Annotated in this window: 21 protein-coding genes; 10 read left to right on the top strand and 11 right to left on the bottom strand. The window is 71.7% G+C overall.

The genetic code is table 11. The annotated features are described in order from the left end of the window. Positions 1 to 216 precede the first annotated feature (216 nt). The 3 genes from FHY05_RS03690 to FHY05_RS03680 form a co-directional block, all read right to left on the bottom strand. Complete coding sequence (locus FHY05_RS03690; protein WP_183920974.1) at positions 217 to 510, bottom strand: hypothetical protein; 294 nt, start codon at positions 508 to 510, stop codon at positions 217 to 219. Between the two features lie 72 nt (positions 511 to 582). Continuing rightward, positions 583 to 1,365, bottom strand: a complete 783-nt coding sequence (locus tag FHY05_RS03685) for a transglutaminase family protein (RefSeq protein ID WP_183943069.1) — start codon at positions 1,363 to 1,365, stop codon at positions 583 to 585. Positions 1,366 to 1,470: 105 nt separating this feature from the next. Continuing rightward, on the bottom strand, positions 1,471 to 2,211 hold the full coding sequence (locus FHY05_RS03680; protein ID WP_183929298.1) for a Bax inhibitor-1/YccA family protein: 741 nt from the start codon (positions 2,209 to 2,211) through the stop codon (positions 1,471 to 1,473). Positions 2,212 to 2,333: 122 nt separating this feature from the next. Here FHY05_RS03680 and thpR point away from each other — a divergent pair, with 122 nt between their 5' ends. Beyond that, on the top strand, positions 2,334 to 2,879 hold the full coding sequence (gene thpR, locus FHY05_RS03675) for an RNA 2',3'-cyclic phosphodiesterase (RefSeq protein WP_183943068.1): 546 nt from the start codon (positions 2,334 to 2,336) through the stop codon (positions 2,877 to 2,879). Positions 2,880 to 2,888: 9 nt separating this feature from the next. On the opposite strand, the gene FHY05_RS03670 is transcribed toward thpR, so the two are convergent. From FHY05_RS03670 to FHY05_RS03655, 4 genes are all read right to left on the bottom strand, one after another. Then, positions 2,889 to 3,689, bottom strand: a complete 801-nt coding sequence (locus tag FHY05_RS03670; RefSeq protein WP_183943067.1) for a transglutaminase family protein — start codon at positions 3,687 to 3,689, stop codon at positions 2,889 to 2,891. Beyond that, positions 3,689 to 4,624 carry an alpha-E domain-containing protein gene (locus tag FHY05_RS03665; protein WP_183943066.1) on the bottom strand — a complete coding sequence of 312 codons (936 nt, stop codon included), beginning with the start codon at positions 4,622 to 4,624 and terminating at the stop codon, positions 3,689 to 3,691. The genes FHY05_RS03670 and FHY05_RS03665 overlap by 1 nt, the downstream gene beginning before the upstream one ends. Further along, positions 4,624 to 6,126, bottom strand: coding sequence for a circularly permuted type 2 ATP-grasp protein (locus FHY05_RS03660; RefSeq protein WP_183943065.1), 1,503 nt, complete (start codon positions 6,124 to 6,126; stop codon positions 4,624 to 4,626). The genes FHY05_RS03665 and FHY05_RS03660 overlap by 1 nt, the downstream gene beginning before the upstream one ends. 89 nt (positions 6,127 to 6,215) lie before the next feature. Then, positions 6,216 to 8,240, bottom strand: a complete 2,025-nt coding sequence (locus FHY05_RS03655; protein WP_183943064.1) for a protein-disulfide reductase DsbD — start codon at positions 8,238 to 8,240, stop codon at positions 6,216 to 6,218. Positions 8,241 to 8,289: 49 nt separating this feature from the next. On the opposite strand from FHY05_RS03655, the gene FHY05_RS03650 reads away from it, so the two are divergent. Next, complete coding sequence (locus FHY05_RS03650; protein ID WP_183943063.1) at positions 8,290 to 9,933, top strand: alkaline phosphatase family protein; 1,644 nt, start codon at positions 8,290 to 8,292, stop codon at positions 9,931 to 9,933. A gap of 82 nt (positions 9,934 to 10,015) precedes the next feature. Here the strand turns inward: FHY05_RS03650 and cutA are convergent, their stop codons facing one another. The 3 genes from cutA to FHY05_RS03635 are packed head-to-tail and all read right to left on the bottom strand — an operon-like array spanning position 10,016 to position 12,323. Continuing rightward, positions 10,016 to 10,330, bottom strand: coding sequence for a divalent-cation tolerance protein CutA (gene cutA / locus FHY05_RS03645; protein WP_183943062.1), 315 nt, complete (start codon positions 10,328 to 10,330; stop codon positions 10,016 to 10,018). Then, entirely contained in the window at positions 10,327 to 11,415 is a 1,089-nt protein-coding gene (locus FHY05_RS03640; protein WP_311732363.1) for an FAD-binding oxidoreductase, read from the bottom strand. The genes cutA and FHY05_RS03640 overlap by 4 nt, the downstream gene beginning before the upstream one ends. Continuing rightward, positions 11,412 to 12,323, bottom strand: a complete 912-nt coding sequence (locus tag FHY05_RS03635; RefSeq protein ID WP_311732362.1) for an alpha/beta hydrolase — start codon at positions 12,321 to 12,323, stop codon at positions 11,412 to 11,414. The genes FHY05_RS03640 and FHY05_RS03635 overlap by 4 nt, the downstream gene beginning before the upstream one ends. Before the next feature lie 64 nt (positions 12,324 to 12,387). Here FHY05_RS03635 and FHY05_RS03630 point away from each other — a divergent pair, with 64 nt between their 5' ends. The 8 genes from FHY05_RS03630 to FHY05_RS03595 all read left to right on the top strand — a co-directional run bounded on the left by FHY05_RS03630 (position 12,388) and on the right by FHY05_RS03595 (position 20,171). Further along, positions 12,388 to 12,864, top strand: coding sequence for a prepilin peptidase (locus FHY05_RS03630; protein WP_183943060.1), 477 nt, complete (start codon positions 12,388 to 12,390; stop codon positions 12,862 to 12,864). 49 nt (positions 12,865 to 12,913) lie between these two features. Continuing rightward, positions 12,914 to 13,942, top strand: coding sequence for a Flp pilus assembly protein CpaB (gene cpaB, locus FHY05_RS03625; protein WP_183943059.1), 1,029 nt, complete (start codon positions 12,914 to 12,916; stop codon positions 13,940 to 13,942). A gap of 1 nt (position 13,943) precedes the next feature. Further along, positions 13,944 to 15,686, top strand: coding sequence for a type II and III secretion system protein family protein (locus FHY05_RS03620; RefSeq protein WP_183943058.1), 1,743 nt, complete (start codon positions 13,944 to 13,946; stop codon positions 15,684 to 15,686). 11 nt (positions 15,687 to 15,697) lie between these two features. Continuing rightward, complete coding sequence (locus FHY05_RS03615) at positions 15,698 to 16,330, top strand: CpaD family pilus assembly lipoprotein (RefSeq protein WP_183943057.1); 633 nt, start codon at positions 15,698 to 15,700, stop codon at positions 16,328 to 16,330. Position 16,331: 1 nt separating this feature from the next. Further along, positions 16,332 to 17,609: a pilus assembly protein CpaE gene (locus tag FHY05_RS03610; protein WP_183943056.1), complete on the top strand. Its 1,278-nt coding sequence runs from the start codon at positions 16,332 to 16,334 to the stop codon at positions 17,607 to 17,609. Between the two features lie 28 nt (positions 17,610 to 17,637). After that, positions 17,638 to 18,612 (top strand): type II secretion system F family protein, encoded by a 975-nt coding sequence (locus FHY05_RS03605; protein ID WP_183943055.1) that lies wholly within the window; start codon positions 17,638 to 17,640, stop codon positions 18,610 to 18,612. Position 18,613: 1 nt separating this feature from the next. Further along, entirely contained in the window at positions 18,614 to 19,609 is a 996-nt protein-coding gene (locus FHY05_RS03600; protein WP_183943054.1) for a type II secretion system F family protein, read from the top strand. A gap of 112 nt (positions 19,610 to 19,721) precedes the next feature. Further along, positions 19,722 to 20,171 (top strand): hypothetical protein, encoded by a 450-nt coding sequence (locus tag FHY05_RS03595; RefSeq protein ID WP_183943053.1) that lies wholly within the window; start codon positions 19,722 to 19,724, stop codon positions 20,169 to 20,171. 43 nt (positions 20,172 to 20,214) lie between these two features. Here the strand turns inward: FHY05_RS03595 and ppdK are convergent, their stop codons facing one another. Continuing rightward, the gene (gene ppdK, locus FHY05_RS03590) at positions 20,215 to 22,881 is read right to left on the bottom strand and encodes a pyruvate, phosphate dikinase (RefSeq protein ID WP_183943052.1); all 2,667 of its coding nucleotides are present in this window, start codon (positions 22,879 to 22,881) and stop codon (positions 20,215 to 20,217) included. Positions 22,882 to 22,923 lie beyond the last annotated feature (42 nt).

Below are 22,923 nucleotides of genomic sequence, written 5' to 3'. Positions count from 1 at the left end.
AAGCAACATTCGATCGCTGGGGGTGGTGAAGTGATGTGCCGGCCGGGCAGTGGATCGACGGAGCGCCTCGGGTACCGTCACCCTGACGACGGCCGCGGTACGATACGGTGCGGCAGTCGAACTCACCACTGCCACCACCCTCCCCCGGACCCCGTCGTTCTTGGGATGACGGGGGTGAGGCACTCCGGCGCGACGCTGACGGCGCGCCCGCTACGCTCAGGCGTCGCGCTGACGCTCTGCTTCCTCGGCCTCGTCATAGCCCGAGGAGGGCGCCGGGTCGTTGCGCCCCGGCTGGGTTGCGGAGACCGGGTCGGACGCATCCATCGACTCGTCCAATCCTTGGTCGACCTTCGCGTCGGCGCTGTCGGGATGCTTCTGCAGCCGCTTCTCGATCGAGCGGTCCTGGCCGGCGTCCTGGCGCGGGTCCTTCGAACCGCCCGCGTTGCCGGCCTCCGGCGCCACCGAGAGGCTGTCGAGCGCGCGGTCGTCGATCGGGCTCTGGTCGGTCATGTCTCTCTCCTGCGATGCGAGCAACAGTCTGACACGCCCAACGCCGCGTCACGGGCGCGCGTTCCTGCGCGATCAGTCCGGCAGGCGCGCGACCTGCACGGTCTGCGTCCACAGATTGGCGGTGCCGAACACGGTCATGAAGGCGATGTCGGTGGCATCGCGCCCGACCGTGACCACCGCCATCTCGTCGGCGCGCGCCATGCCGGTGGCATCGACGAGGTGCCAGCCGCCGTCGAGCCACAGTTCGGCGACCGCGTGGAAGTCCGGCGGGTCCACACCGGGAGCGTAGACCGCGACGCAGCGCGCCGGGATCTCCGCGGCGCGGGCCAGCGCGACGAGCAGGTGCGCATAGTCGCGGCAGACACCTCGCCCCGACGCGAACGTCTCCATCGCCGTGGTGCGGGAGTCGGTTTCGGCCCCGTCATAGCGAAGGTGACCGCGCACGAAGTCGGCCAGCGCGAGCGCCAGCGCACCGCCGCTCAGCCCCTCGAAGCGGCGACGGACGAGATGCTCGAACCGGTCCGACTCGCAGTAGCGGCTCGGCAGCAGGTACGGGATCGTCACCGCTGGTAGGGACGTGACCGGCGTTGCGAGCAGGCCGGAGAGGTCGAGCGCCGCGCGCTCGATCGCGACCACGGCCTCATAGCGCGCCACCAGCCGACGCTCGCCGCGCGCCCAGCAGCGCTGCCCGACCCCCTCCTCGCCCGCCACCGCGCGGATCGGATGATCCGACTCGATCACCAGCGCCTGCGTCTCGAGCCGCTGCGCAGGCAGCGCCGCGGCCTCGATCTGAAGCAGCACGTCGGCGGGCTCGGGGAAGCCGTAGTCGAGAAGGACCTGGATCGAGAGGCGCATGGGACGGGTCTCCGGCCCGCCAGCGCGAACCCACAAGAGAAGGGGCCCGGCGGTCGCCCGCCGAGCCCCTCCGAAACGCCGCCGATCGAGGATCGGCTATGCGGCTCAGTCGCGATTGCCGCCGAACAGCCGCAGGATGAAGAGGAACATGTTGATGAAGTCGAGGTACAGGCTCAGCGCCGACATCACCACCGCCTTGCCGACCATCTCGGGGCCGTAGCCGGCGACCTGGAAGTACAGGCTCTTGGTGCGCTGCGTGTCATAGGCGGTGAGGCCCGCGAACAGCAGCACCCCGACGATCGAGATCACCAGGCCGAGCGGGCCCGAGTTCACGAAGAGGTTGATCAGGCTTGCGACGATCAGGCCGACCAGACCGATGATCAGGAACGCGCCGAACGCCGAGAGATCGCGCTTCGTCGTATAGCCGTAGAGGCTGAGCGCGGCGAAGCCGGCCGCGGTCGCCGCGAACGCCTGCGCGATCGCGACGGGCGAGTAGACGAAAAAGATCGACGAGAGCGACAGACCCATCGCTACCGCGAAGCCCCAGAACATCGCCTTGAGCGTCGAGGTCGTGAACTTGCCCTGCCCGAAGCTCATCGCGAAGACGAAGCCGAGCGGCAGCAGCGCGATCACCCAGCGCAGCGGCGACTGGAACGCGGCCTGGGCATAGCCCGACAGCGCGAACGCCAGCGCGACGATGCCGGTGAGCAGCACGCCCGAGGCCATGTAATTGTAGACGGACAGCATGTACGACCGCAGCCCGGCGTCGAACGCCGCGTCGCGGGTGCCCGAAGCGGTTCCGCCGAACGCGGCGGCGGAGGGCCGGGGATCGGACCAGTTGGCCATTGTCTCAAAACTCCTTCGCCCGGCACTCATGCCGGTTGCGACGAATATCGCCGCGCGCCGTTTCCTTTTCAAGGAACGGGCTCCCCGTTCCGACGACAGCAACCGTTCGTTACAGAGATTTCATGCACCGTCTGTTCGTCGCTCTGCGTCCCCCGCCGGCGATCCGCGCCATCCTGCTCGCCGCCTCGGGCGACGCTGTCGCCGGCGTGCGCTGGCAGGACGACGAGCAGCTTCATCTCACGCTGCGTTTCGTCGGCGAGGTCGAGCGGACCCAGGCCGAGGACATCGCCGCTGCGCTCGCCGGCGTGATCGCGCCGGTGCCCACGGTGCGGGTCGAAGGCGTCGGCGCGTTCGACCAGCGCGGACGAGTCGACACTCTGTGGGCACGGGTCGTGCCCGCCGCGCCGCTCGCCGCGCTCCACCGCAAGGTCGACCAGGCGCTGGCCCGGGCCGCGGTGGCGCCGGACCCGCGCCGCTACCTACCGCATGTCACGCTCGCGCGACTGGCGCGCCGCGGCGTCGATCCCGCCGCAGTGGCGCGCTGGACCGAGGCGCATGCCGCGCTCGCCACGCCCGACTTCAGGCTCGAGCACCTCCTGCTCTATGAGAGTCATCTCACCGCTGGTGGCGCGCGGTACGAGGCGGTGGCGCGCTGGCCGTTGGCGTAGAGCGGCGCTCTATTCCTGCGCGCTGACCTGGACCTCGACTTCCAGACACTCACGCCCTTCGCCGAGCCGCGAGCCCGCCACGGGCGAGGAGCCGGTCGCGTCGAGCGCCACCGCGACGCGGACGTGATGCTCCTCGGGTGACTCACCGAGCGTCGGGTCGAACCCCACCCAGCCGAGGTCGTCGACCCAGGCCTCGGCCCATCCGTGCGGCGTGGCGCGGCGGCCGTCCTGCAGGTCGCAATAGCCCGTGACGTAGCGCGCCGGCACCGCCAGTGCGCGCGCTGCCGCGACGAACAGCTGCGCGAGGTCGCGCGGGGTGACGCCGTCGCGCGCGAAGGCGTCGACCGCGGTGAGACCCGGATCGGGGCGCTCGGACGAGACGGCGAAACGCTCGTGCAGCGCGCGGTTGAGCGCGTGCAGCGCCGGGATCGGCGCGGCGCCGCTTACCGCCTCGCGCGCGAACGCCTCGATCGCCGCATCGGCGCTAGTGGTCGGGGTAGTGCGCAGGTACAACGCCGGCGGCAGCGGCTCGAACGTGCCGTGCAGCACGCCGCGCGAGGTGCTCGTCACCACCTCGCCCGCGACCGCGATGTCGATGCCGTCGAGCGGCCCCTCGGCGTAGAGCATCGTGGTGCGATTGCCGAAGCCGTCGCGATGCTCGCGCAACCGCGCGTCGCAGTCGATCGAGATGTGCCACTCGGCGACGGTCTGGTCGTGGCTGTTGCGCGGGGTCATGCGCAGCAGCTGGACGATGCGCGATTGCGGGGCGGTGAAGCGATAGCTCGTGCGGTGCTCGATCGAGAGGCGCATCAGGCGAACTTGAACTGCCGGCCGATCGCGTCGTGGAGCTGCGCATTCTCCACGATGATCGCCTGGAGGTGCTCGTGGAGGCCGGCGGTGATCACATCGCTGGTGCGGGTGCGCGCGATCCGCGCCTGGCGCGTGCGCGCGGTCCGGTCGGCCTCACCCTGCGTCCCACTGGACCGCGACAGGCCGGTGAGCGCCGTGACCGTCTCCTCGGTCGCGGCGGCGACGCTGCGCGGCAGCTCGCCGCGGCTGAGCAGGAGATCGATCACGTTGGCGGGCGCCAGCCCGTCGCTGTAGAGCCAGCGATAAGCGGTCACCGCCGACACCGTCTGGAGGATCGTGGTCCATTGATCGCGATCGACCGTGCCGCCCACCGGCTCGCCGGCGGGCAGCAGCAGGTGGTATTTCACGTCGAGCAGGCGCGCGGTGTTGTCGGTCCGCTCCACCGCCTGGCCGAGCCGGATGAACAAGGTCGTCTGGTTGCGCAGCATGCGGTGGACCGCGCCCTCGAAGCCGCGTGTCTCCGCCTTCACCGAGTCGACCAGCGCCAGTGTCGTCGCGGGATCGAGTCGCGCGACGCGCTGATCGAACAGCAGCCAGGCGCCGTTGATCGCCTGCCACGCCTCGCGGCTGAGCGCGGTGCGCACCGCGCGCGCATTGTCCCGCGCCATGCCGACGCAGCGTATGATCGATCCGGGGTGGCCGCCGTCGGCGAGCAGGAAGCGCGCCACCTCCTCGCGGGTCAGCTCGCCGCCGACCGCGGCGAAGGCGCGCTCGGTCTCGGTCACCGCCAGCGCCGAACGCCACGCGTCCTCGCCCGCGGGGCGGGTGGAGAGCACGTCGAGCCGCAGCGTCGCCTCGACCAGCCGCGCGATGAAGTCGGCCCGCTCGACGTAGCGGCCGAGCCAGTAGAGCGAGGCGGCGGTGCGGCTGAGCATCAGCCCTGCCCGCCGAGCGTCTGGGTCATGCCGCCCATCGTCTGGGTGCCGGGCGACTGGGACATCGTCGGCGCGCCGGGCATCAGCACGAAACTGTCCTTGGTGCCGCCACCCTGCGACGAATTGACCACCAGGGAGCCCTCGCGCAGCGCGACACGGGTGAGCCCGCCCGGCACCACCTGCACCCCGCGCGCGCCGCTCAGCACGAACGGGCGAAAGTCGACGTGGCGCGGCGCCACGCCCTGCTCCACCAGCGTCGGCACGGTGGAGAGCGCCAGCGTCGGCTGTGCGATATAGCGATGCGGCTCGGCCACCAGCGCGGCGCGGAAACGCTCGATCTCGGCGCTGGAGGCGGTCGGCCCGACCAGCATGCCATAGCCGCCCGAGCCATCGACCAGCTTGACCACCAGCTCGTCGAGATGGTCGAGCACGTAGCGCAGCGCGTCGGGCTCGCGGCAGCGCCACGTCTCTACGATCGGCAGCTTGGCCTCTCCGCCCGAGTAGAAGCGCACGATCTCGGGCATGTAGCTGTAGATCGCCTTGTCGTCGGCGATGCCGTTGCCGGGCGCGTTGATGATCGCGACGTTACCAGCGGCGTAAGCGGCGATCAGGCCGGGCACGCCGAGCAGCGACTCGGGACGGAACACCAGCGGATCGAGGAAGTCATCGTCGACTCGGCGATAGATGACGTCGACCTTCACGCGCCCGGCGATGGTGCGCATGTAGACGAGATCGTCGTCGACGACGAGGTCGGCCGCCTCGACCAGCTCGATTCCCATCGAGTCGGCGAGGAAGCTGTGCTCGTAATAGGCCGAATTATAGTGGCCGGGGGTCAGCAGCACGCAGTTCGGATGCTGCCCGCTACCGCGCGGTGCCACCGACTTCATCGTCTCGAGCAGCATGTCGGGGTAGCTGTCGACCGCCGCCACGCGGAACTTGGCGAAGAGCTCGGGGCACAGCCGCACCATCGCCTCGCGGTTCTCGAGCATGTAGCTCACCCCCGAGGGCGTCCGCGCATTGTCCTCGAGCACGTAGAATTGATCCGGCCCGGTGCGCACCAGGTCGATGCCGCAGATATGCGCCCAGACGTCATGCGGCGGGCGGATGCCGGCGATCTCGGGGCGGAACTGCGGGTTGCCGAGGATCAGGTCGGCGGGAAGCACGCCCTCCTTGAGGATGCGGCGCTCGCCGTAGATGTCGACCAGGAAGGCGTTGATCGCCTCGACTCGCTGCACCAGCCCCTCGGACAGGCGCGCCCACTCGTCGGCAAGGAAGACGCGCGGCACGATGTCGAACGGGATGATGCGCTCGCTCGCCTCGCTCTCGCCGTAGACCGCGAAGGTGATGCCGAGCTGGCGGAAGGTGACCTCGGCGGAGCGCTGGCGGCGACGCAGCTCGTCGGACGGCGTCTCGTCGAGCCAGCGACACAGGTCCGCCAGCTCGGGGCGGGCACCGTCACGATCGGCCGCCCCCATGATCTCGTCGAACGCCGTCTTCCCCATCTACCCCCGTCAACTCACGAGCCGAGCTTTCGACCCATGCTGGCGAAGTTGGTTGCGCTGCACAAGCGGCATATCGCCTCCGATCCGGCTCAGCGCTCGACGGGCAGCGCGGCGAGCATCCCGCTGGTGAGCACCTGGGGCAGCACGCGCGGCGCAGCGGCGCCGGGCTTGTACCAGAGATAGAGCGGCACGCCGGCGCGGTTGTGCGCCTCGATAAAGCGGCCGAGCACCGGGTCGCCGTCGGTCCAGTCGCCGACCAGCACCGCCACCTTGCCCCGCTCGAACGCGGTCGCGGTGGTGGCAGTCTCGATCGCGGCCTTCTCGTTGACCTTGCAGGTGAGGCACCAGTCGGCCGTGAAATAGGCGAAGACCGGCCTGCCCTCCGCCCGCAGCGCGGCGAGTCGCGCCTCGCTGAACGGCTCGGCGCCGGGCAGCCCCGCCACCGCGCTGGCGCCGCTCGCCGCCGGTCGCACCAGCGCGACGCCGCCCAGCGCGAGGAGCAGCGCGACGCCGGCGGGCCACCAGGCCGCGCCGCGCCCGGCGTGCTGGCGCAGCCCGGTCCACCACAGGCCGACCGCGGCGAGCAGGGTCGCGGCGAGGCCGAGCGTCATCCCGTCCACCCCGGCCTGGCGCCCCAGCACCCAGGCGAGCGCGAGCGCGGTCAGCCACATCGGCAGCGACAGGACGCGGCGCAGCCGAGTCATCCACGCGCCGGGCCGCGGCAGCCGGGCGCGGAGTGCGGGCACGAAGCCGATCAGCAGGAACGGCAGCGCGATCCCCAGCCCCAGCCCGGCGAACACCCCGAGCGCCGCCGCGGCGGGCAGCACCAGCGCGGCGCCGAGCGCGGCCCCCATGAACGGCCCGGTGCACGGCGTCGCCACGAACGCCGCCAGCGCGCCGGTCGCGAACGCCCCCGCCGCGCCGCTCTTGGCGGCGAACCGCGGCGTCGGCAGCTCGAAGAGCCCGGCGAGGTTGAGCGCGATCGCGGTGACGAGCAGCAGCAGCGCGCCGATCACGCGCGGGTCCTGCAACTGAAAGGCCCAGCCCGCGCTCGATCCCGCCGCGCGCAGCGCCAGCAGCCCCGCGCCGAGCCCGACGCACACCAGCAGCACGCCCGCGGTATAGGCCAAGGCCTCGCGCCGCGCGTGCGCCGCGCTCTCGCCCGAGCGGGCGAGGCCGAGCGCCTTGAGGCTGAGGATCGGGAAGACGCAGGGCATTACGTTGAGCAGCAGCCCGCCCAGCACCGCGCCGGCGAAGGCGACGAGCGCGGTCGCGAGCATGCCGTCGCCGCCTCGCGGCCCCGCGACCGTGCCGGGCCGAGCGGTGAGCGCCAGCCCGCCGCCCTCGCCGGTGGCGAGCACGCCCGTGATCTCCCCCGTCGCCGGCTGGGCCGCGGCCTTGGCCTCCACCGTCAGCGTGTCACCGTCGCGCGTGACCGTCTGCGGCGCGGCATAGTCGATCGCCCCGCCATTCGCCGGGTAGAACCACGCGCCGCTGGCAGGCGCGTCCGCCGGGATGGGCACCGCCAGCCTGAACCGGTCACCGGCGTGCTGCCACGTCGCGGGGGTCGAGAGCGGACGCGGCAGCGCGCGCCGCCAGCCGTCGAACACGGCCCGGCGCGCGGGATCGATCGCCCCCTCGCCCACCGTCAGGTCGAGCGTGAGCGTCTGCGTCTCGGGGACGCAGATCTCCGCGGTGCAGACGAGGTAGTCGAGCTTGGCGGCGAGCGGCAGCCGCGTGCCCGGCGCCAGCCCCGCGGGCAGGCGGAGGGTCGTCAGCAGCGCCCAGGGCTTCTCGTAGACATAGTTCATCAGCCCCGCGATCAGCAGCCGCGACGGCACCGGATAGTCGAGCTCGCCCGCGCGCGCGCCGGCGGGCAGCGTCCAGGTCACGCGGGTCGGCACGCCCGCGTCGCCGGGGTTGCGCCAATAGCCGTGCCACCCCGGCTGCGGCACGGCGCGGAACGCCAGCGCCACCTCGCTGCCGGCGGCGGGCCGGTCGCTCTCCGCCACCAGCGTCAGCGCGACGTGGCGCGCGGGCTGCGCGAGCGCACCGCTCGCGACCAGCAGTGTCACGAGGATGAAAAGCGCCGCGCGCACAGCTTGCCTGACCATCGGACGCGGACCATAGCCGCGGTCGCTCCCGCATGCATCAAGGTTGGCCATGAAATCGCTCCTCCTCGCCCTGCTCGCCACCGCCGCCGCGGTTCCCGCGACCGCGCAGACCGCCGCCCCCGCGGCGCCGGCCGCCGCAGCGGCGCCGCGCACGCCGCCCAAGCTGATCGTGGCGATCTCGGTCGATCAGTTCTCCGCCGACCTGTTCGCGCAATATCGCAACCATTTCACCGACGGCATGGCGCGGCTGCTGACCGGCGCGGTATTCCCCTCGGGCTATCAGAGCCACGCCGCGACCGAGACCTGCCCGGGCCATTCGACCATCCTGACCGGCATGCGGCCGGCCCATACCGGCATCGTCGCCAACAACTGGCTCGACCAGAAGGTCGGCCGCGCCGACAAGACGGTCTATTGCGCCGAGGACGAGCGCGCCGGCGGTGACCACGAGCATTACACGCCCTCGGATCTCCACCTGAAGGTACCGACGCTCGGCGACATGATGAAGCGTGCCGACCCGCGGTCGCGCGTCGTCGCGGTGGCGGGCAAGGACCGCGCCGCGATCATGATGGGCGGCCACACCACCGACCAGATCTGGTTCTGGGGCGAGCAAAAGTTCATCTCGCTGGCGGGGCGGCAGGAGCCGGCGGTGGTGACCCGCGCCAACGCCGCGGTGGGCGCGCTGCTCGCCGAACCGCAGGAGGCGCTGCCGCTGCCCGGTTACTGCAAGACGCTGTCGCGCCCGATCGCGGTCGGCGGCCAGACGCTCGGCACCGGGCGGTTCGAGCGCGCCGCGGGGGATGCCAAGGCGTTCCGCGCCTCGCCCGCGCTCGACGGCGCGGTGTTCGCGCTCGCCGCGGCGATGATCGAGGACATGAAGCTCGGCCGCGGCCCCGCCACCGACCTGATCGCGGTCGGCGCCTCGGCGACCGACTATGTCGGCCACTCGCTCGGCACGCAGGGGTCGGAGATGTGCATCCAGATGGCGCAGCTCGACGAATCGATCGGCGGCTTCCTCGCCGAGCTCGATCGCACCGGCGTCGACTATGAGGTGGTGCTCACCGCCGATCACGGCGCGCACGACATGACCGAGCGTCAGCAGCAGCGGGCGATGCCGATGGAGCAGCATGTCGCGCCCGAGGCGTCGGCGACGACGATCGGCGCCGCGATCGGGCGCGATCTCGGCATCGCCGGTCCGGTGCTGCTCGGGCCGGAGGGCGACGTCTATCTCGCCGACTCGGTGCCCGCGGCGAAGCGCGCCCAGGTGCTGGCGGAGGCGAAGAAGCGCTTCCTCGCGCAGCCGCAGGTCGCCGCCGCCTTCACGCGCGACGAACTCGCCGCCACCCGCATGGCAACCACGCCGCCCGAGACCTGGACGCTGATCGAGCGCGCGCGCGCCTCGTTCGATCCGGAGAGGTCGGGCGACCTGACCGTGCTGCTGCGCCCGCGCGTCACCACGATCAAGGCGCCGGGGCCGGGCTATGTCGAGACCCACGGCAGCCCGTGGGACTATGACCGCCGCGTGCCGATCCTGTTCTGGCGCAAGGGGCTCGCCGGGTTCGAGCAGCCGCTGTCGGTGGAGACGGTCGACATCGCGCCGACGCTGGCGGCGACGATCGGGCTGAAGGTGAGCGGCCTCGACGGCCGCTGCCTCGACCTCGACGCGGGCGCGGGCGACACCTGCCCGGCGGGGTGAGGTTCGCGGGTCACACCCACTCCCACCAGCGTCATCCTGAACTCGTTTCCAGGATGACGCACATGTCGGTGGTTCGGCGGCCTCACCCCACTTCCTCCTCCAGCCAAGCGAGATAATCCAGCCCCGCCGCGACGATCGGCTGCGCCAGGATCTCGGGCACGGCGTAGCTGTGCAGCGCGCGGATGCACGACGCGACCGCGTCGAAGCGGCGCGCCAGCGTCTTGGCGGTGAGCAGCACTTCGTCGCCGCGCTGGGTCTCGCCCTCCCAGCGGTAGACGCTCTCCACGGCGCTGAGCTGGACGCACGCGGCGAGTCGGCGATCGACCAGCGCGTTGGCGATGATCCGCGCCTGATCACGCCCGGCGCAGGCGCAGCTGATCGTGATCGCGCCGCTCATCGCGCGAACCGCTCCGGCGCGTAGCGCGCCGCGTCGATCGCCGACGGCGGCGTCTCACCGAGCAGCAGCGCGGCGCCGACCGCCGCCGCCGCGGGCGCGGTCTGGATGCCGAAGCCGCCCTGCCCCGCGAACCAGAAGAAGCCCGGTTCGGCGAAGCCGTATACCGGCAGCCGGTCGGGCGCGAACGAGCGAAGCCCGGCCCAGCTGCGCTCGACGCGGCGCACGCGCCAGTCGACCGCCCCCTCGAACCGGTCGATCGCCACCGCCACGTCGAGCTCCTCCGCGGCGACGTCGTGCGGGACGACGGGATGCTCGTCGTGCGGGCTCAACCACAGTCGGCCTCCTGCCTCGGGCTTGAAGTAGAAGCCGCCGCCGGCGTGGATCACGAAGGGCGTCGCGGCCGGCACCGGCGGATCGGTGGCGAGCTGCGCGACGGTGCGGCGGTACGGTCGGATGCCGAGCGGGCACGCGCCCGCGAGTTCCGCCACCGGATCGGCCCATGCGCCGGCGGCATCGACCAGCACCTCCGCCCGGATCTCGCGTCCGTCGGCCAGCATCAGCCGCCAGCCGCCGCCGGCCCGCTCGGCCGCGGCGAGCCGCGCCGCTGTCAGCAGCGTCGTACCCGCGCGCCGCGCCGCGCCGAGATAGTCGCCGTGGAGGCGCGCCACGTCGATATAGGCGCAGCTCGGCTCGCGCACGCCGAGCGACCAATCGTCGCGCAGTCCCGGCACCACCGGACGGGGGTCGACCGCGGTGAGCTCGACGCTGCTGCCCGCGAACTCGGCGAGCAGCGCGTCGATCGCGCGCGCGTCCTCCGCGCGCCCGACATGGATCGCGCCGAGCGGGTCGAGGTACCCGCCCGCCCGCAACCATGCCCCCGACCCGGTGGTGAGCGGCTGGATCGCCGGGCCGCCGTAGGTCTCCGACCAGAAAGCGGCGGAGCGGCCGGTGGCGTGATAGCCGGGCTGGTCCTCGCCCTCGAGCAGCAGGACCCGCGCGCGCCCGCCGATCGCCGCGGCGAGGCTCGCCCCCGCGATCCCCGCGCCGACGATGGCGATGTCCGCGGCGAGAATATCCGCGCTCACGCGGCATGCTCGGCGAGGAACGAGTCGATCGCGGCGAGCGCGCGGTCGCGCACCGCGTCGCGTTCGCGCAGCAGCTCGTGCGCCGCGCCGTCGCCGAACCGCACCAGCGTGGCACGCCGGAGCCGCGCCGCCACGCGCCGCGCCGCGCGCGAGTCGACCAGGCGGTCGCCGTCCGCCACCAGCAGCAACACCGGCACATTGAGCCGTGCCAGGGCGGGGTCGCGTCGCAGCCGCGCGGTCGCGGCGAAGGCCTCGTCGAGCCACGCCCAGCTCGGCGGCCCCAGCCGCAGCGTCGGGTCGTGCTCATACCACCAGGCCTCATCGGCGTAGCGCGCCGCGTCACCGGTGAGCAGCCGCTGGCGCTCGGCGACGCCGGGGCGCTCGCTCTTCCACGCCGCCCGAGCGGGATCGCCGCGCCGCCGCATCAGATGCGCGACTCGCCCGCCGAGCCACGCGCCGACCGGCGATGCCAGCCCGAGCATCGGCGCCGCCAGCACCGCCGCGCTCGGCCGGAGCGCGCCGTCGAGCAGCGCTCGCAACGCGAGGTAACCGCCCATCGAGTGGCCGACGATCACCTTCGGACCGGGCATCGCCGCGACCCAGTCGCGCCACTGATCGGCGAGGTCGCTCAGCCAGGGTGAGAAATCGTCGCAATGCCCGACCTGCGCGTCGGCGCACAGCCGGCCCGAGCCGCCCTGCCCGCGCCAGTCGAACGCCGCGACGCTCCACCCTTGTGCGTGCCAATGCGCGAACGACTCCAGATATTTCTCGAACACGTCGGCGCGCCCGGACTGGAACAGGATCGTGCCACGCCCCCGGCCGGCCCACTCGAAGCGGCGCAGCGGCCAGCCGTCCGCGGCGCGCGCGGTGGCGACTCGCGCCTGGGCGGGGATCAGGCGGCGGTTCACGGGGTCCAACATCATCCCGATCATGGTTACGGTTTCTCAAACCCTGTCGTCTAGCACCGCCGACATGGGTCAATCTCTCCTCGCCTGGCTGCTTCCCGCGATCATGGGGGCACTGCTGCTCTCGGCCGGCGTGGAGGACGCGCGCTCGCGCGAGATCGCCAATTGGAAGAACGCGGCGATCGCGCTGCTGGCACCCGTCTGGTGGTGCGCGATCGGGCTGTCGCCCTGGCCCGAGATGGCGCTGCAGCTCGGCGTCGCACTCGCCGTCTTCGCGCTCTTCATCGGCGCCTTCGCGATCGGGCAGATGGGCGGCGGCGACGTCAAGCTGATCGGCGCGCTGGCGCTGTGGCTCCCGCCGATGCGCCTGCTCGACACGCTGCTGGTCATGTCGGTGCTGGGCGGCGTGCTCACGCTCCTCTTCGTGATCGAGCGCCGCTGGAAGCCGAGCGAGGCCGCGGTCGAGGTGCCGTACGGGGTCGCGATTGCGGTGGCCGGGCTGATCACGTTAGCCGAACCGCTTCTTAACCAATTCCGCCCATAACTTACGTGACGTTGGCGCCGAGTGGCGCGCTCAGAGGATGCTCTCCCCGATGGACAGTCGCAAGCTCATCATGCTGGTCGGCGCGCTGGTGGTCGCGGTGGTGACCGCGGTCGCCGCTCGGACGCTGGTCGCCGGCGCCGCCGCGCCCGAGGCGGCCGCGGTGGCCGCACCGGCCGCGCCCGTGGTCGACGGCCCCGAGGTGCTCGTCGCGACGCGCGCCCTGCCCGTGGGCACCATCCTCGACGCCACCGCGCTGAAGTTCCAGCCCTGGCCCAAGGAGCTGGTCGAGAACGCCTATTACCAGAAGGACCAGACCGATCTGGCCAAGCTGATCGGCACCGTGGTGCGGCTGCCGGTCACCGCCGGCCAACCGGTGACGCAGGGCCAGCTGGTCAAGCCCGGCGACCGCGGCTTCCTCGCCGCCGCGCTCGGCGCCGGCATGCGCGCGGTCACCGTGCCGGTCTCGGCGCAGACCTCGGTCGCGGGCTTCGTCTTCCCGGGCGACCATATCGACCTGATCCTCACCCAGTCGGTCGACGGCGGCGGCGACGGTCCCCCGCTCAAGGCGAGCGAGACGGTGATCCGCAACCTGCGCGTGCTCGCCACCGACCAGCGCACCGGCGACCAGAAGGACGCGAACGGCAACACGGTCGTCCAGACCTTCTCGAACGTGACGGTCGAGGCGACGCCCAAGATCGCCGAGCAGATCGCGGTGGCACAGACGATCGGCACGCTGTCGCTGTCGCTGCGCTCGATCGCGGACAATGCCTCCGAGCTGGACCAGGCGATCGCCTCGGGCGCGATCAGCCCCGGCGACGCCAAGGACCCCAAGGCCGAGGAGGCGATGCTGAGCCGCCTCGCCAACACGCCGCAGGCGGGCGACAGCACCTATGCGGTCGGCGCCGACGTGTCGCGCTTCCAACGCCGCACCGTGCCCGCCAAGTCGGCCGCGCCGGCGGGGCCGGTCGTACCCGGCGCCCCGATCGCCGCCGGCGCCGCGCCGACGCCGGCCACCCCGATGGTGCGGATCGCGCGCGGCAACAACGTCACCGAAGTCTCCGTCGCAGGGAAGAACTGAGATGCGCCTCCACTCCCTCCTCGCGCGCAGTGTCGCGCTGGCCGCCGTGGCCGGCGTCGCGCTGCCCCCGGCGAGCGCCGCTCCCGCGACCCGCCGCAACGTCTCCGCCAGCGTGGCCGCGACCGGCCGCCCGGCGCGCGCCGGCCTGCCCCCGGTCGGCATCACCAAGCCTTCCGTCGAGAAGTGGTTCTCGGTCGGCGAGGGCGAGCTGATCACCTTGCCGGCGACGGTCAGCGAGGTGTGGACCTCCAACCCGGAGACGGCCGACGTCTATGTCGCCAACCCGCGCCAGATCCACCTGTTCGGCAAGGCGTTCGGCGAGTCGACGGTGTTCGCCACCGATCGCAGCGGCGCCGTGGTGTTCTCCGCCAGCGTCCATGTCGCGCAGAACTCGACGTCGATCGATCGCATGATGAAGGCGGCGATGCCGGGGGCGGACATCCATATCACCCAGGTCGGCCAGATCGCCGTGCTCAACGGCACCGTCGACTCGCCCGCCGACGCCGAGCAGGCGCAGCGACTGGTGCTGGGCCTGCTCAACCCCGGCGTCGACACCAGCGCCGACAATGCGGTGCTGAAGATCGGCGTGGTCAACCGGCTGCGCACCGCGACGCCGCTGCAGGTCAACCTTCAGGTCAAGTTCGCCGAGGTGAGCCGCTCGTTCCTGAAAAACTTCGGCAACAACATCACCAACCGCGACCACAGCGGCGGCTTCCTGTTCGGGGTCGGCTCGGGTCGCAGCCCCGGCACGATCGGCGACGTCGACGTCTCCAAGCTGCCGTCGCTCGACGCCTCTTCGCTGTACGGCCTGCCCGCGGGCTCGATCTCGCTGCCGTTCGATCCGGCGACGCGCCAGTTCGTCACGCGTCCCGGCACGCAATACTCGTTCGCCAAAGATACCAGCGGCACGCGCACGACGCTCAGCCTCGCCGGCCGGCTGCTGGGCATGGACGTACTGTCCGCGATCGATCTCGGCGAGACGATGGGCCAGGTGACGACGCTCGCCAACCCGAACCTCACCGCGCTCTCGGGCGAGACCGGCACCTTCCTGGCGGGCGGCGAGATCCCGATCCCGGTGAGCCAGGCGCTCGGCACCACCACGATCGAGTACAAGCAGTTCGGCGTCAGCCTCGCCTATACGCCGACGGTCATGTCGGACGGGCGCATCTCGCTGCGCGTCCGCCCCGAGGTGTCCCAGCTCGACTATGCCAACGCCGTCACGGTGGGCAGCGGGCGCGTCCCAGCGCTTACCACGCGGCGCGCCGAGACCACGGTGGAGCTCGGCTCGGGCCAGAGCTTCATGATCGCGGGGCTGATGCAGAACACGCACAACAACACGTACGACAAGACACCGGGCGTCGCGGACCTGCCGGTGATCGGCGCGCTGTTCAAGTCGAACGGCTTCCAGCGCAACGAGACCGAGCTGGTGATCGTGATCACGCCGTACCTGGTGAAGCCGGTCAACGGCAACGACATCAAGCTGCCGACCGACAGCTATCGCGCGCCCAGCGACCTCGAGCGCGTGTTCGTCGGCTCGCTGGAGGGCGGCGACCGCGCCGCCGACCGTCCGAAGCCGGTGATGCAGGCGCCCGCGCCCGCGGCGGCGCCAGCGGTCGGCGCGGTCGCGCCCGCCCCGGTCGTCCCCGAACCGGTCGCCCCGGTGGAGGCACCCGCCGATCGCAAGGCGGTCAAGCCATCGAACCGCAAGGCCGCGGCGCCCGCGCCCGGCTTCTCGATCAACTGAGGTTCCCGACGATGCTCCACCGCCCGCTCCTCCTCACCGCGCTCGCGTTCGCCGTGCCGCTCACCGGCTGCAACAGCTATCGCGGGGTCGAGTCGATCCACCAGCCGGTCGTGTCGCGCAGCGACTATGCGCTCGACGTGCAGACCACCGCCGACGGGCTCGCGCCGGGTGAGCCCGAGCGGCTGCGCGGCTGGCTCGACGCGCTGCGCCTCGCCTACGGCGACACCGTCGCGCTCGACCAGGGCGGCGCCGAGAACGGCGGCGCGCGGGCCGACGTCGCCGCGATCGCCGGTCGCTACGGCCTCCACCTCGCCGAGGCGGCGCCGATCGCCGGCGCCGCGATCGCGCCGGGAACCGTCCGGGTGACGGTGAGCCGCGCCACCGCCGCGGTGACGAGCTGCACGCCGCAGAGCAACCGCGGCATCCTGAACTTCGACTCGCACACCAGCGGCAACTACGGCTGCGCGGTCAACGGCAACCTCGCCGCCATGGTCGCCAATCCGACCGACCTGGTGCGCGGTGTCGCCGACAGCGGCGACTATGACAATGTGACCGGCGGCAAGGCGATCGCCGCGCGCCGCCGCGCCGCGCCCACGGGCGGCGGTGGCGCCACGGTGAAATCCGAGTCGACGGGAGGCAAGTGAGATGAACGCACCCTGGAAGCCCGGCGTTGCCGGCAGCCGCGCGCCCTTCCTCGCCTTCGCCTGCGACGACGGCTCGGTCGAGGCGCTGCGCCCGATCGCGGCCGAGCTCGGCTGGCCTACCGAGAACGTCTACAAGGGCGGGCTGCGCAACGCGGTGCAGACGCTCTCGGTGACGTCGAGCCCGCACGTGCTGTTCGTCGACCTCGCCGAGTCGAGCGACCCGCTCGGCGACATCAACGGGCTCGCCGAGGTGTGCGAGCCCGGCACGATCGTGATCGCGGCGGGCCAGGTCAACGACGTGCGGCTGTACCGCGACCTGCTCGCCAGCGGGATTCAGGACTATCTGCTCAAGCCGCTCCACCCCGAGGCGGTGCGCGACGCGCTCGGCCAGGCGCAGGCGATGCTCAACGCGCCCAAGCCGGTCGAGGTCTCGCTCGATCGCCCGCACTGTTCGGTGGCGGTGATCGGCAGCCGCGGCGGCGCGGGCGCCTCCACCATCGCCACCTCGCTGGCGTGGTTGATGAGCGAGCGCGGCAAGCGCGCCACCGCGCTGCTCGACCTCGACGTGCATTTCGGCACGGGCGCGCTCGCGCTCGATCTCGAGCCCGGCCGCGGCCTGACCGACGCGATCGAGAATCCCAGCCGCATCGACGGCCTGTTCATCGAGCGCGCCATGGTGCGCGCGTCGGACAAGCTCTCGGTGCTCTCGGCCGAGGCGCCGATCAGCGCGCCGGTGATCACCGACGGCGCCGCTTTCTACCAGCTGCAGGAGGAGATGCGCGCTGCCTTCGAGGCGACCGTGATCGACCTGCCGCGCCCGATGCTGGTGCAGCACCCGCACCTGCTCGCCGACGTCAACGCCGCGGTGCTCGTCACCGAGCTGACGCTCGCCTCGGCGCGCGACTCGATCCGGCTGCTATCCTACCTGCGCAGCAACGCCCCGCAGGTGCAGGTGACGGTGCTCGCCAACCGCGTCCACGCCGGCGCGCAGCCCGAGATCTCGCGCAAGGACTTCGAGGGCTCGATCGAGCGCAAGATCGACCTGATCGTGCCGTTCGACCAGAAGCTGGCGGCCCAGGCGGCCAAGCTGGGCAAGCCGCTCGCCGAGGCGGGCAGAGCGAGCAAGACGGTCGCGCCGCTCGCCGAGCTTGCCGACCAGCTGCTGCGCAGCGCCGACGAGGGTGAGATGCCGGCAAGCACGGTCCGCGGCGGCTCGCTGCTGTCCAAGTTCGCCGACCTTAAGGGGCTGATCCCCAAGAAGCCGGCCAAGGCGAAGTGATCGCCCGTCCGATGGTCCCGGAGCCGCCATGCCGATCCTGCCGCTGATCCTGCTCTTCGCCGGCGCCGCGCTGACGCTGCTGCTGCTCGTCGCCGCGCTCGCCGGGCCGTCGACGAACAAGGCGACGACGCGCCGGCTCGCCGCGCTGCGCGAGCGCCACACCGCCTCGCCGGCCAACGCGATCGAGGCGCAGATGCGCCGCATCACGGGCAAGAGCGCGACCCGCGCCGATCTCGCCGCGATGCGACTGCTGCCCAACGTGGCACAGCTGCAGAAGCGCCTGTCGATGACGGGGAAGAGCTGGACCGTCGGGCATTACGGCGGCGCCACGGTCGGCGTCGCCGTCGTCGTGGCGCTGCTGCTGCTGCTCAAGGGGATGCCGCTTCTGCTGGCGCTGTTCCTCGGCGCGGCGATGGGCGGGCTGCTGCCGCACCTCGCGATCGGCTTCCTGATCAAGCGTCGCATCGCCGCCTTCACCGCGAAGTTCCCCGACGCGATCGAGTTGCTCGTGCGCGGCCTGCGCTCGGGCCTGCCGATCTCGGAGACGATGCAGGTGGTCGGTGCCGAAGTCCCTGGGCCGGTCGGCGAGGAATTCCGCTCGGTCTCGGACAAGATGAAGATCGGTCGCGCGATGGACGTGGCGCTGCAGGAGACGGCGGATCGGCTCGGCACGCCCGAGTTCCAGTTCTTCGTCATCACCATCGCGATCCAGCGCGAGACCGGCGGCAACCTCGCCGAGACGCTGCAGAACCTCGCCACGGTGCTGCGCCAGCGCGGGCAGATGAAGCTGAAGATCAAGGCGATGTCGTCCGAGTCCAAGGCGTCGGCCTATATCGTCGGCTCGCTGCCCTTCATCGTCTTCGGCGTGATCTACACGATCAACGCGCCCTACATGCTCAACTTCTTCGCTGATCCGCGGCTGATGGTGGCGGGTGGCGGCGGGCTGGTGTGGATGGGGATCGGCGCCTTCATCATGGCCAAGATGGTGAGCTTCGAGATCTGATATGGAACCTGCGCACGCCACCTTCTTCGGCATCGACGTGGTCTGGGCCGCGACCCTGCTCTCCGGCATCGCCGCCGCGGCGGTCTTCGTCGCGATCTACGCCGCGCTCGGCGTGCGCGACCCGATGACCAAGCGCGTCCGCGCGCTCAACGACCGGCGCGAGCAGCTCAAGGCGGGCATCACCGCCTCGACGAGCAAGCGCCGCGCCAAGCTCGTCCAGAAGAACGAGACCGCCGACCGGCTGCGCGCCTTCCTGTCGTCGCTGCGCGTGCTGCAGGACGAGCAGCTCAAGGTCGCGCAGCACAAGCTGATGCAGGCCGGCATCCGCAAGAAGGAGTGGGCGGTCGCGGTCATCTTCGGCCGGCTGGTGCTGCCGATCGTCTTCGGCGGCCTGATGATCGTCTACGTCTACCTGCTCGACTCCTTCCCCGACTGGAGCCCGCTGAAGCGCTACGGCCTCGTCGCCTCGACGCTGGTGCTCGCCTACAAAGCGCCCGACCTGTTCCTGAAGAACAAGATCAACAAGCGCAGCGACGCGATCCGCAAGGGTCTGCCCGACGCGCTTGACCTGCTGGTGATCTGCGCCGAGGCGGGACTCACCGTCGACGCCGCCTTCCACCGCGTCTCGCGCGAGCTCGGCAAAGCCTATCCCGAGCTCGGCGAGGAATTCGCGCTCACCGCGATCGAGCTGGGCTTCCTCACCGACCGTCGCCAGGCGTTCGAGAACCTCGCGATGCGAGTCGATCTCGACGCCGTGCGCGGCGTGGTGACGACGATGATCCAGACCGAGAAATACGGCACGCCGCTGGCCAGCGCGCTGCGCGTGCTGTCGGCCGAGTTCCGCAACGAGCGGATGATGCGCGCCGAGGAGAAAGCCGCACGGTTGCCCGCGATCATGACGGTGCCGCTGATCCTGTTCATCCTGCCGGTGCTGTTCGTCGTCATCCTCGGTCCGGCGGCCTGCTCGCTCAACGACTCCTTCATCAACGCCAAGTGACCCTGGGCGATGTTCCGATGCGTTCCGACGCACCGGAACACCGCGTCGGCGCCGGTCGTTGCTATGACGTTATGGAGGCGCCGCGGGCGTCTCCGGCGGCAGGGAGGATGCCATGCTGTTCACGACGTCGACGCAATATATCGCGCTCGCGGTGGCACTGATCGCGGGTTGGCTGTTCGGGCTGGCGAGCCATCCGGGCGGGCGCAAGTGGAAGACGCGCTACGCCGCCGAGCGTGACGCGCACGCGGCCACCGCCAGGCGCGTGGCCGAGCTGGAGCGCGATCACGGCCGCCTCGCCGAACTGGAACGCGACAACGCGCGGATCGGCGACCTCGAGCGGGAGAACGCGCGGATCGCGGAGCTGGAGCGCGAGAATGAGCGCCTGCGTGCCGCGCCGCCGATGGTGGAAGAGCGCGTCGTACGAGACGAGCGGCCGATCCTGGGCGACCGGCCGGGCGACGACGAGCGCGCTTTCCGCGACGAGCGGGTTTATCGCGACGAGGGCGTGGTGCCCCGCTCCTCCGCGGCACCGGCGCACCCGACCGATCGCCGGATTATCTGAGCCTTCGATCCGGTGAGTGGGCTCCCGTTCGCACGGGAGGATGTTACCGCGCCGCGAGTGCCGCCTGCGCCGCCGCGAGCCGCGCGATCGGCACGCGGTACGGCGAGGCCGAGACGTAATCCAGCCCGACCTGCTCGCAGAAGGCGATCGACGCCGGGTCGCCGCCGTGCTCGCCGCAGATGCCGAGCTTGATCGCCGGCCGCGTCGCGCGCCCGCGCTCCGCCGCCAGCGCCACCAGTTCGCCCACCCCCTCCACGTCGAGGCTGACGAACGGGTCGCGCGCGTAGATGCCCTGCTCGACATAGGCGCCGAGGAAGCGCGCCGCGTCGTCGCGGCTCACCCCCAGCGTCGTCTGCGTCAGATCGTTGGTGCCGAACGAGAAGAACTCGCCGCTCGCGGCGATCTCGCCGGCCTTGAGCGCGGCGCGCGGCAGCTCGATCATCGTGCCGACCAGATAGTCCACCCGCCGCCCGCGCTCGGCGAACACCGCCTCGGCGGCGCGATCGACCACCGCCTTCATGAGGTCGAGCTCGCGCTTGGTCGCGACCAGCGGGATCATCACCTCGGGGATCGGCGCCTCCCCGCTCCGCTCCGCCACGTCGAGCGCGGCCTCGAAGATCGCGCGCGCCTGGGTCTCGTAGATCTCGGGATAGGTCACCCCTAGCCGGCAGCCGCGATGCCCGAGCATGGGGTTGAACTCGTGGAGCTCGGCGGCGCGGCGGCGGAGCACGTCCGCCGCCACCCCCGCCGCCTCGGCGACCTCGGCGAACTCCTTCTCCTCGTGCGGCAGGAACTCGTGGAGCGGCGGGTCGAGCAGCCGCACCGTCACCGGCAGGCCTGCCATCACCTCGAAGATCGCGGTGAAGTCGGCGCGCTGCGCGGGCAGCAGCTTCTCCAGTGCGGCGCGGCGGCCGCGCTCGTCGCTCGCCAGGATCATCTGGCGCACCGCGGTGATCCGGTCGCTCTCGAAGAACATATGCTCGGTGCGGCACAGCCCCACGCCCTCCGCGCCGAAGTCGCGCGCGGTGCGGCAGTCCGCCGGGGTCTCGGCGTTGGCGCGCACCTTCAAGCGGCGCACCGCGTCCGCCCACTCCATGAGCGTACCGAAGTCGCCCGCCAGCTCGGGCTGGATCGTCGCCACCGCGCCCGCCATCACCTCGCCGGTGGCGCCGTCGATCGTCAGCACGTCGCCCTCGCGCAGCTCGCGCCCGCCGACGCGCGCCACCTTGGCGCGGGCATCGATCGACAGCGCGCCCGCGCCCGAGACGCACGGCCGCCCCATGCCGCGCGCCACCACCGCGGCGTGGCTGGTCATCCCGCCGCGCGCGGTGAGGATGCCCTTGGCGGCGTGCATCCCGTGGATGTCCTCGGGGCTGGTCTCGGTGCGCAGCAGGATCACCGCGCGCCCGTCGGCGGCCCAGCGCTCGGCGGTGTCGGCGTCGAACACCGCCGCCCCCGAGGCCGCGCCGGGCGAGGCGGGCAGGCCCTTGGTCAGCACGTCGCGCGCCGCCGCGGGATCGAGCGTCGGGTGCAGCAGCTGGTCGAGCGCACTAGGGTCGACCCGCGCGATCGCCTCCTCGCGCGTGATCAGTCCCTCCTCCGCCATGTCGACCGCGATCTTGAGCGCGGCCTTGGCGGTGCGCTTGCCCGAGCGCGTCTGGAGCATCCACAGCACGCCCTGCTGCACCGTGAACTCGATGTCCTGCATGTCGCGGTAATGCGTCTCGAGCGTGTCGAACACGCGCGCGAGCTCGGCATAGACCTCGGGCAGCGCCTCCTCCATCGACAGCGGCCTGGCCCCCGCCCGCTCGCGCGCCGCGCGCGTCAGATATTGCGGCGTGCGGATGCCCGCGACGACGTCCTCGCCCTGCGCGTTGATGAGGAACTCGCCGTAATAGGCGCGCTCGCCGGTCGAGGGATCGCGCGTGAAGGCGACGCCGGTGGCGCTGGTGTCGCCCATGTTGCCGAACACCATCGCCTGGACGTTCACCGCGGTGCCCCAGTCGCCCGGGATGTGGTTGAGCCGGCGGTAGACCTTGGCGCGATCCGACTGCCACGAGCCGAACACCGCGCCCACCGCGCCCCATAGCTGGTCGTGGACGTCCTGCGGGAAGGCCCTGCCCCACAGCTGCTCGACCAGTCGCTTATACTCCGCGACGAGCGCGCGCAGATCGTCGGCGGACAGCTCGGTGTCGAGCGTGTAGCCGCGGTCCTCCTTGGCGATCTCCAGCGCTTCCTCGAACGCGCCGTGGTCGAGCTCGAGCACCACGTCGGCGTACATCTGGATGAAGCGGCGGTAGCTGTCCCAGGCGAAGCGCGCGTCGCCGCTCGCCGCCGCCAGCCCCTCGACGGTGGCGTCGTTGAGCCCGAGGTTGAGGACGGTGTCCATCATCCCCGGCATCGACACGCGCGCGCCCGAGCGGACCGAGACGAGCAGCGGGTCAGCCGCGTCGCCGAAATGCTTGCCGGTGACGCCCTCGATATGCGCGATCCCCGCAGCGACCTCGGCGCGCAGCGACTCGGGGAAGCGCTCGCCCTCCTCATAGTAACGCGCGCACATCGCGGTGGAGATGGTGAAGCCCGGCGGCACCGGCAGGCCGATCGACGCCATCTCGGCGAGGTTGGCGCCCTTGCCGCCGAGCAGGTTCCTGTCGCCCGCCTTGCCCTCCGACACCCCGCCGCCGAAGCGATAGACGTACTGCTGGGTCATGCTTCCAAGTCCTTGTTTCGGCGAGGGCGGGCGCGCGAATGT

The organism is Sphingomonas sp. BK580 (genome assembly GCF_014194975.1).
Taxonomy (GTDB): Bacteria; Pseudomonadota; Alphaproteobacteria; order Sphingomonadales; family Sphingomonadaceae; genus Sphingomonas.
The sequence above is the reverse complement of the archived record's forward strand: the minus strand, read 5'-3'. Positions and strand labels throughout refer to the sequence as shown.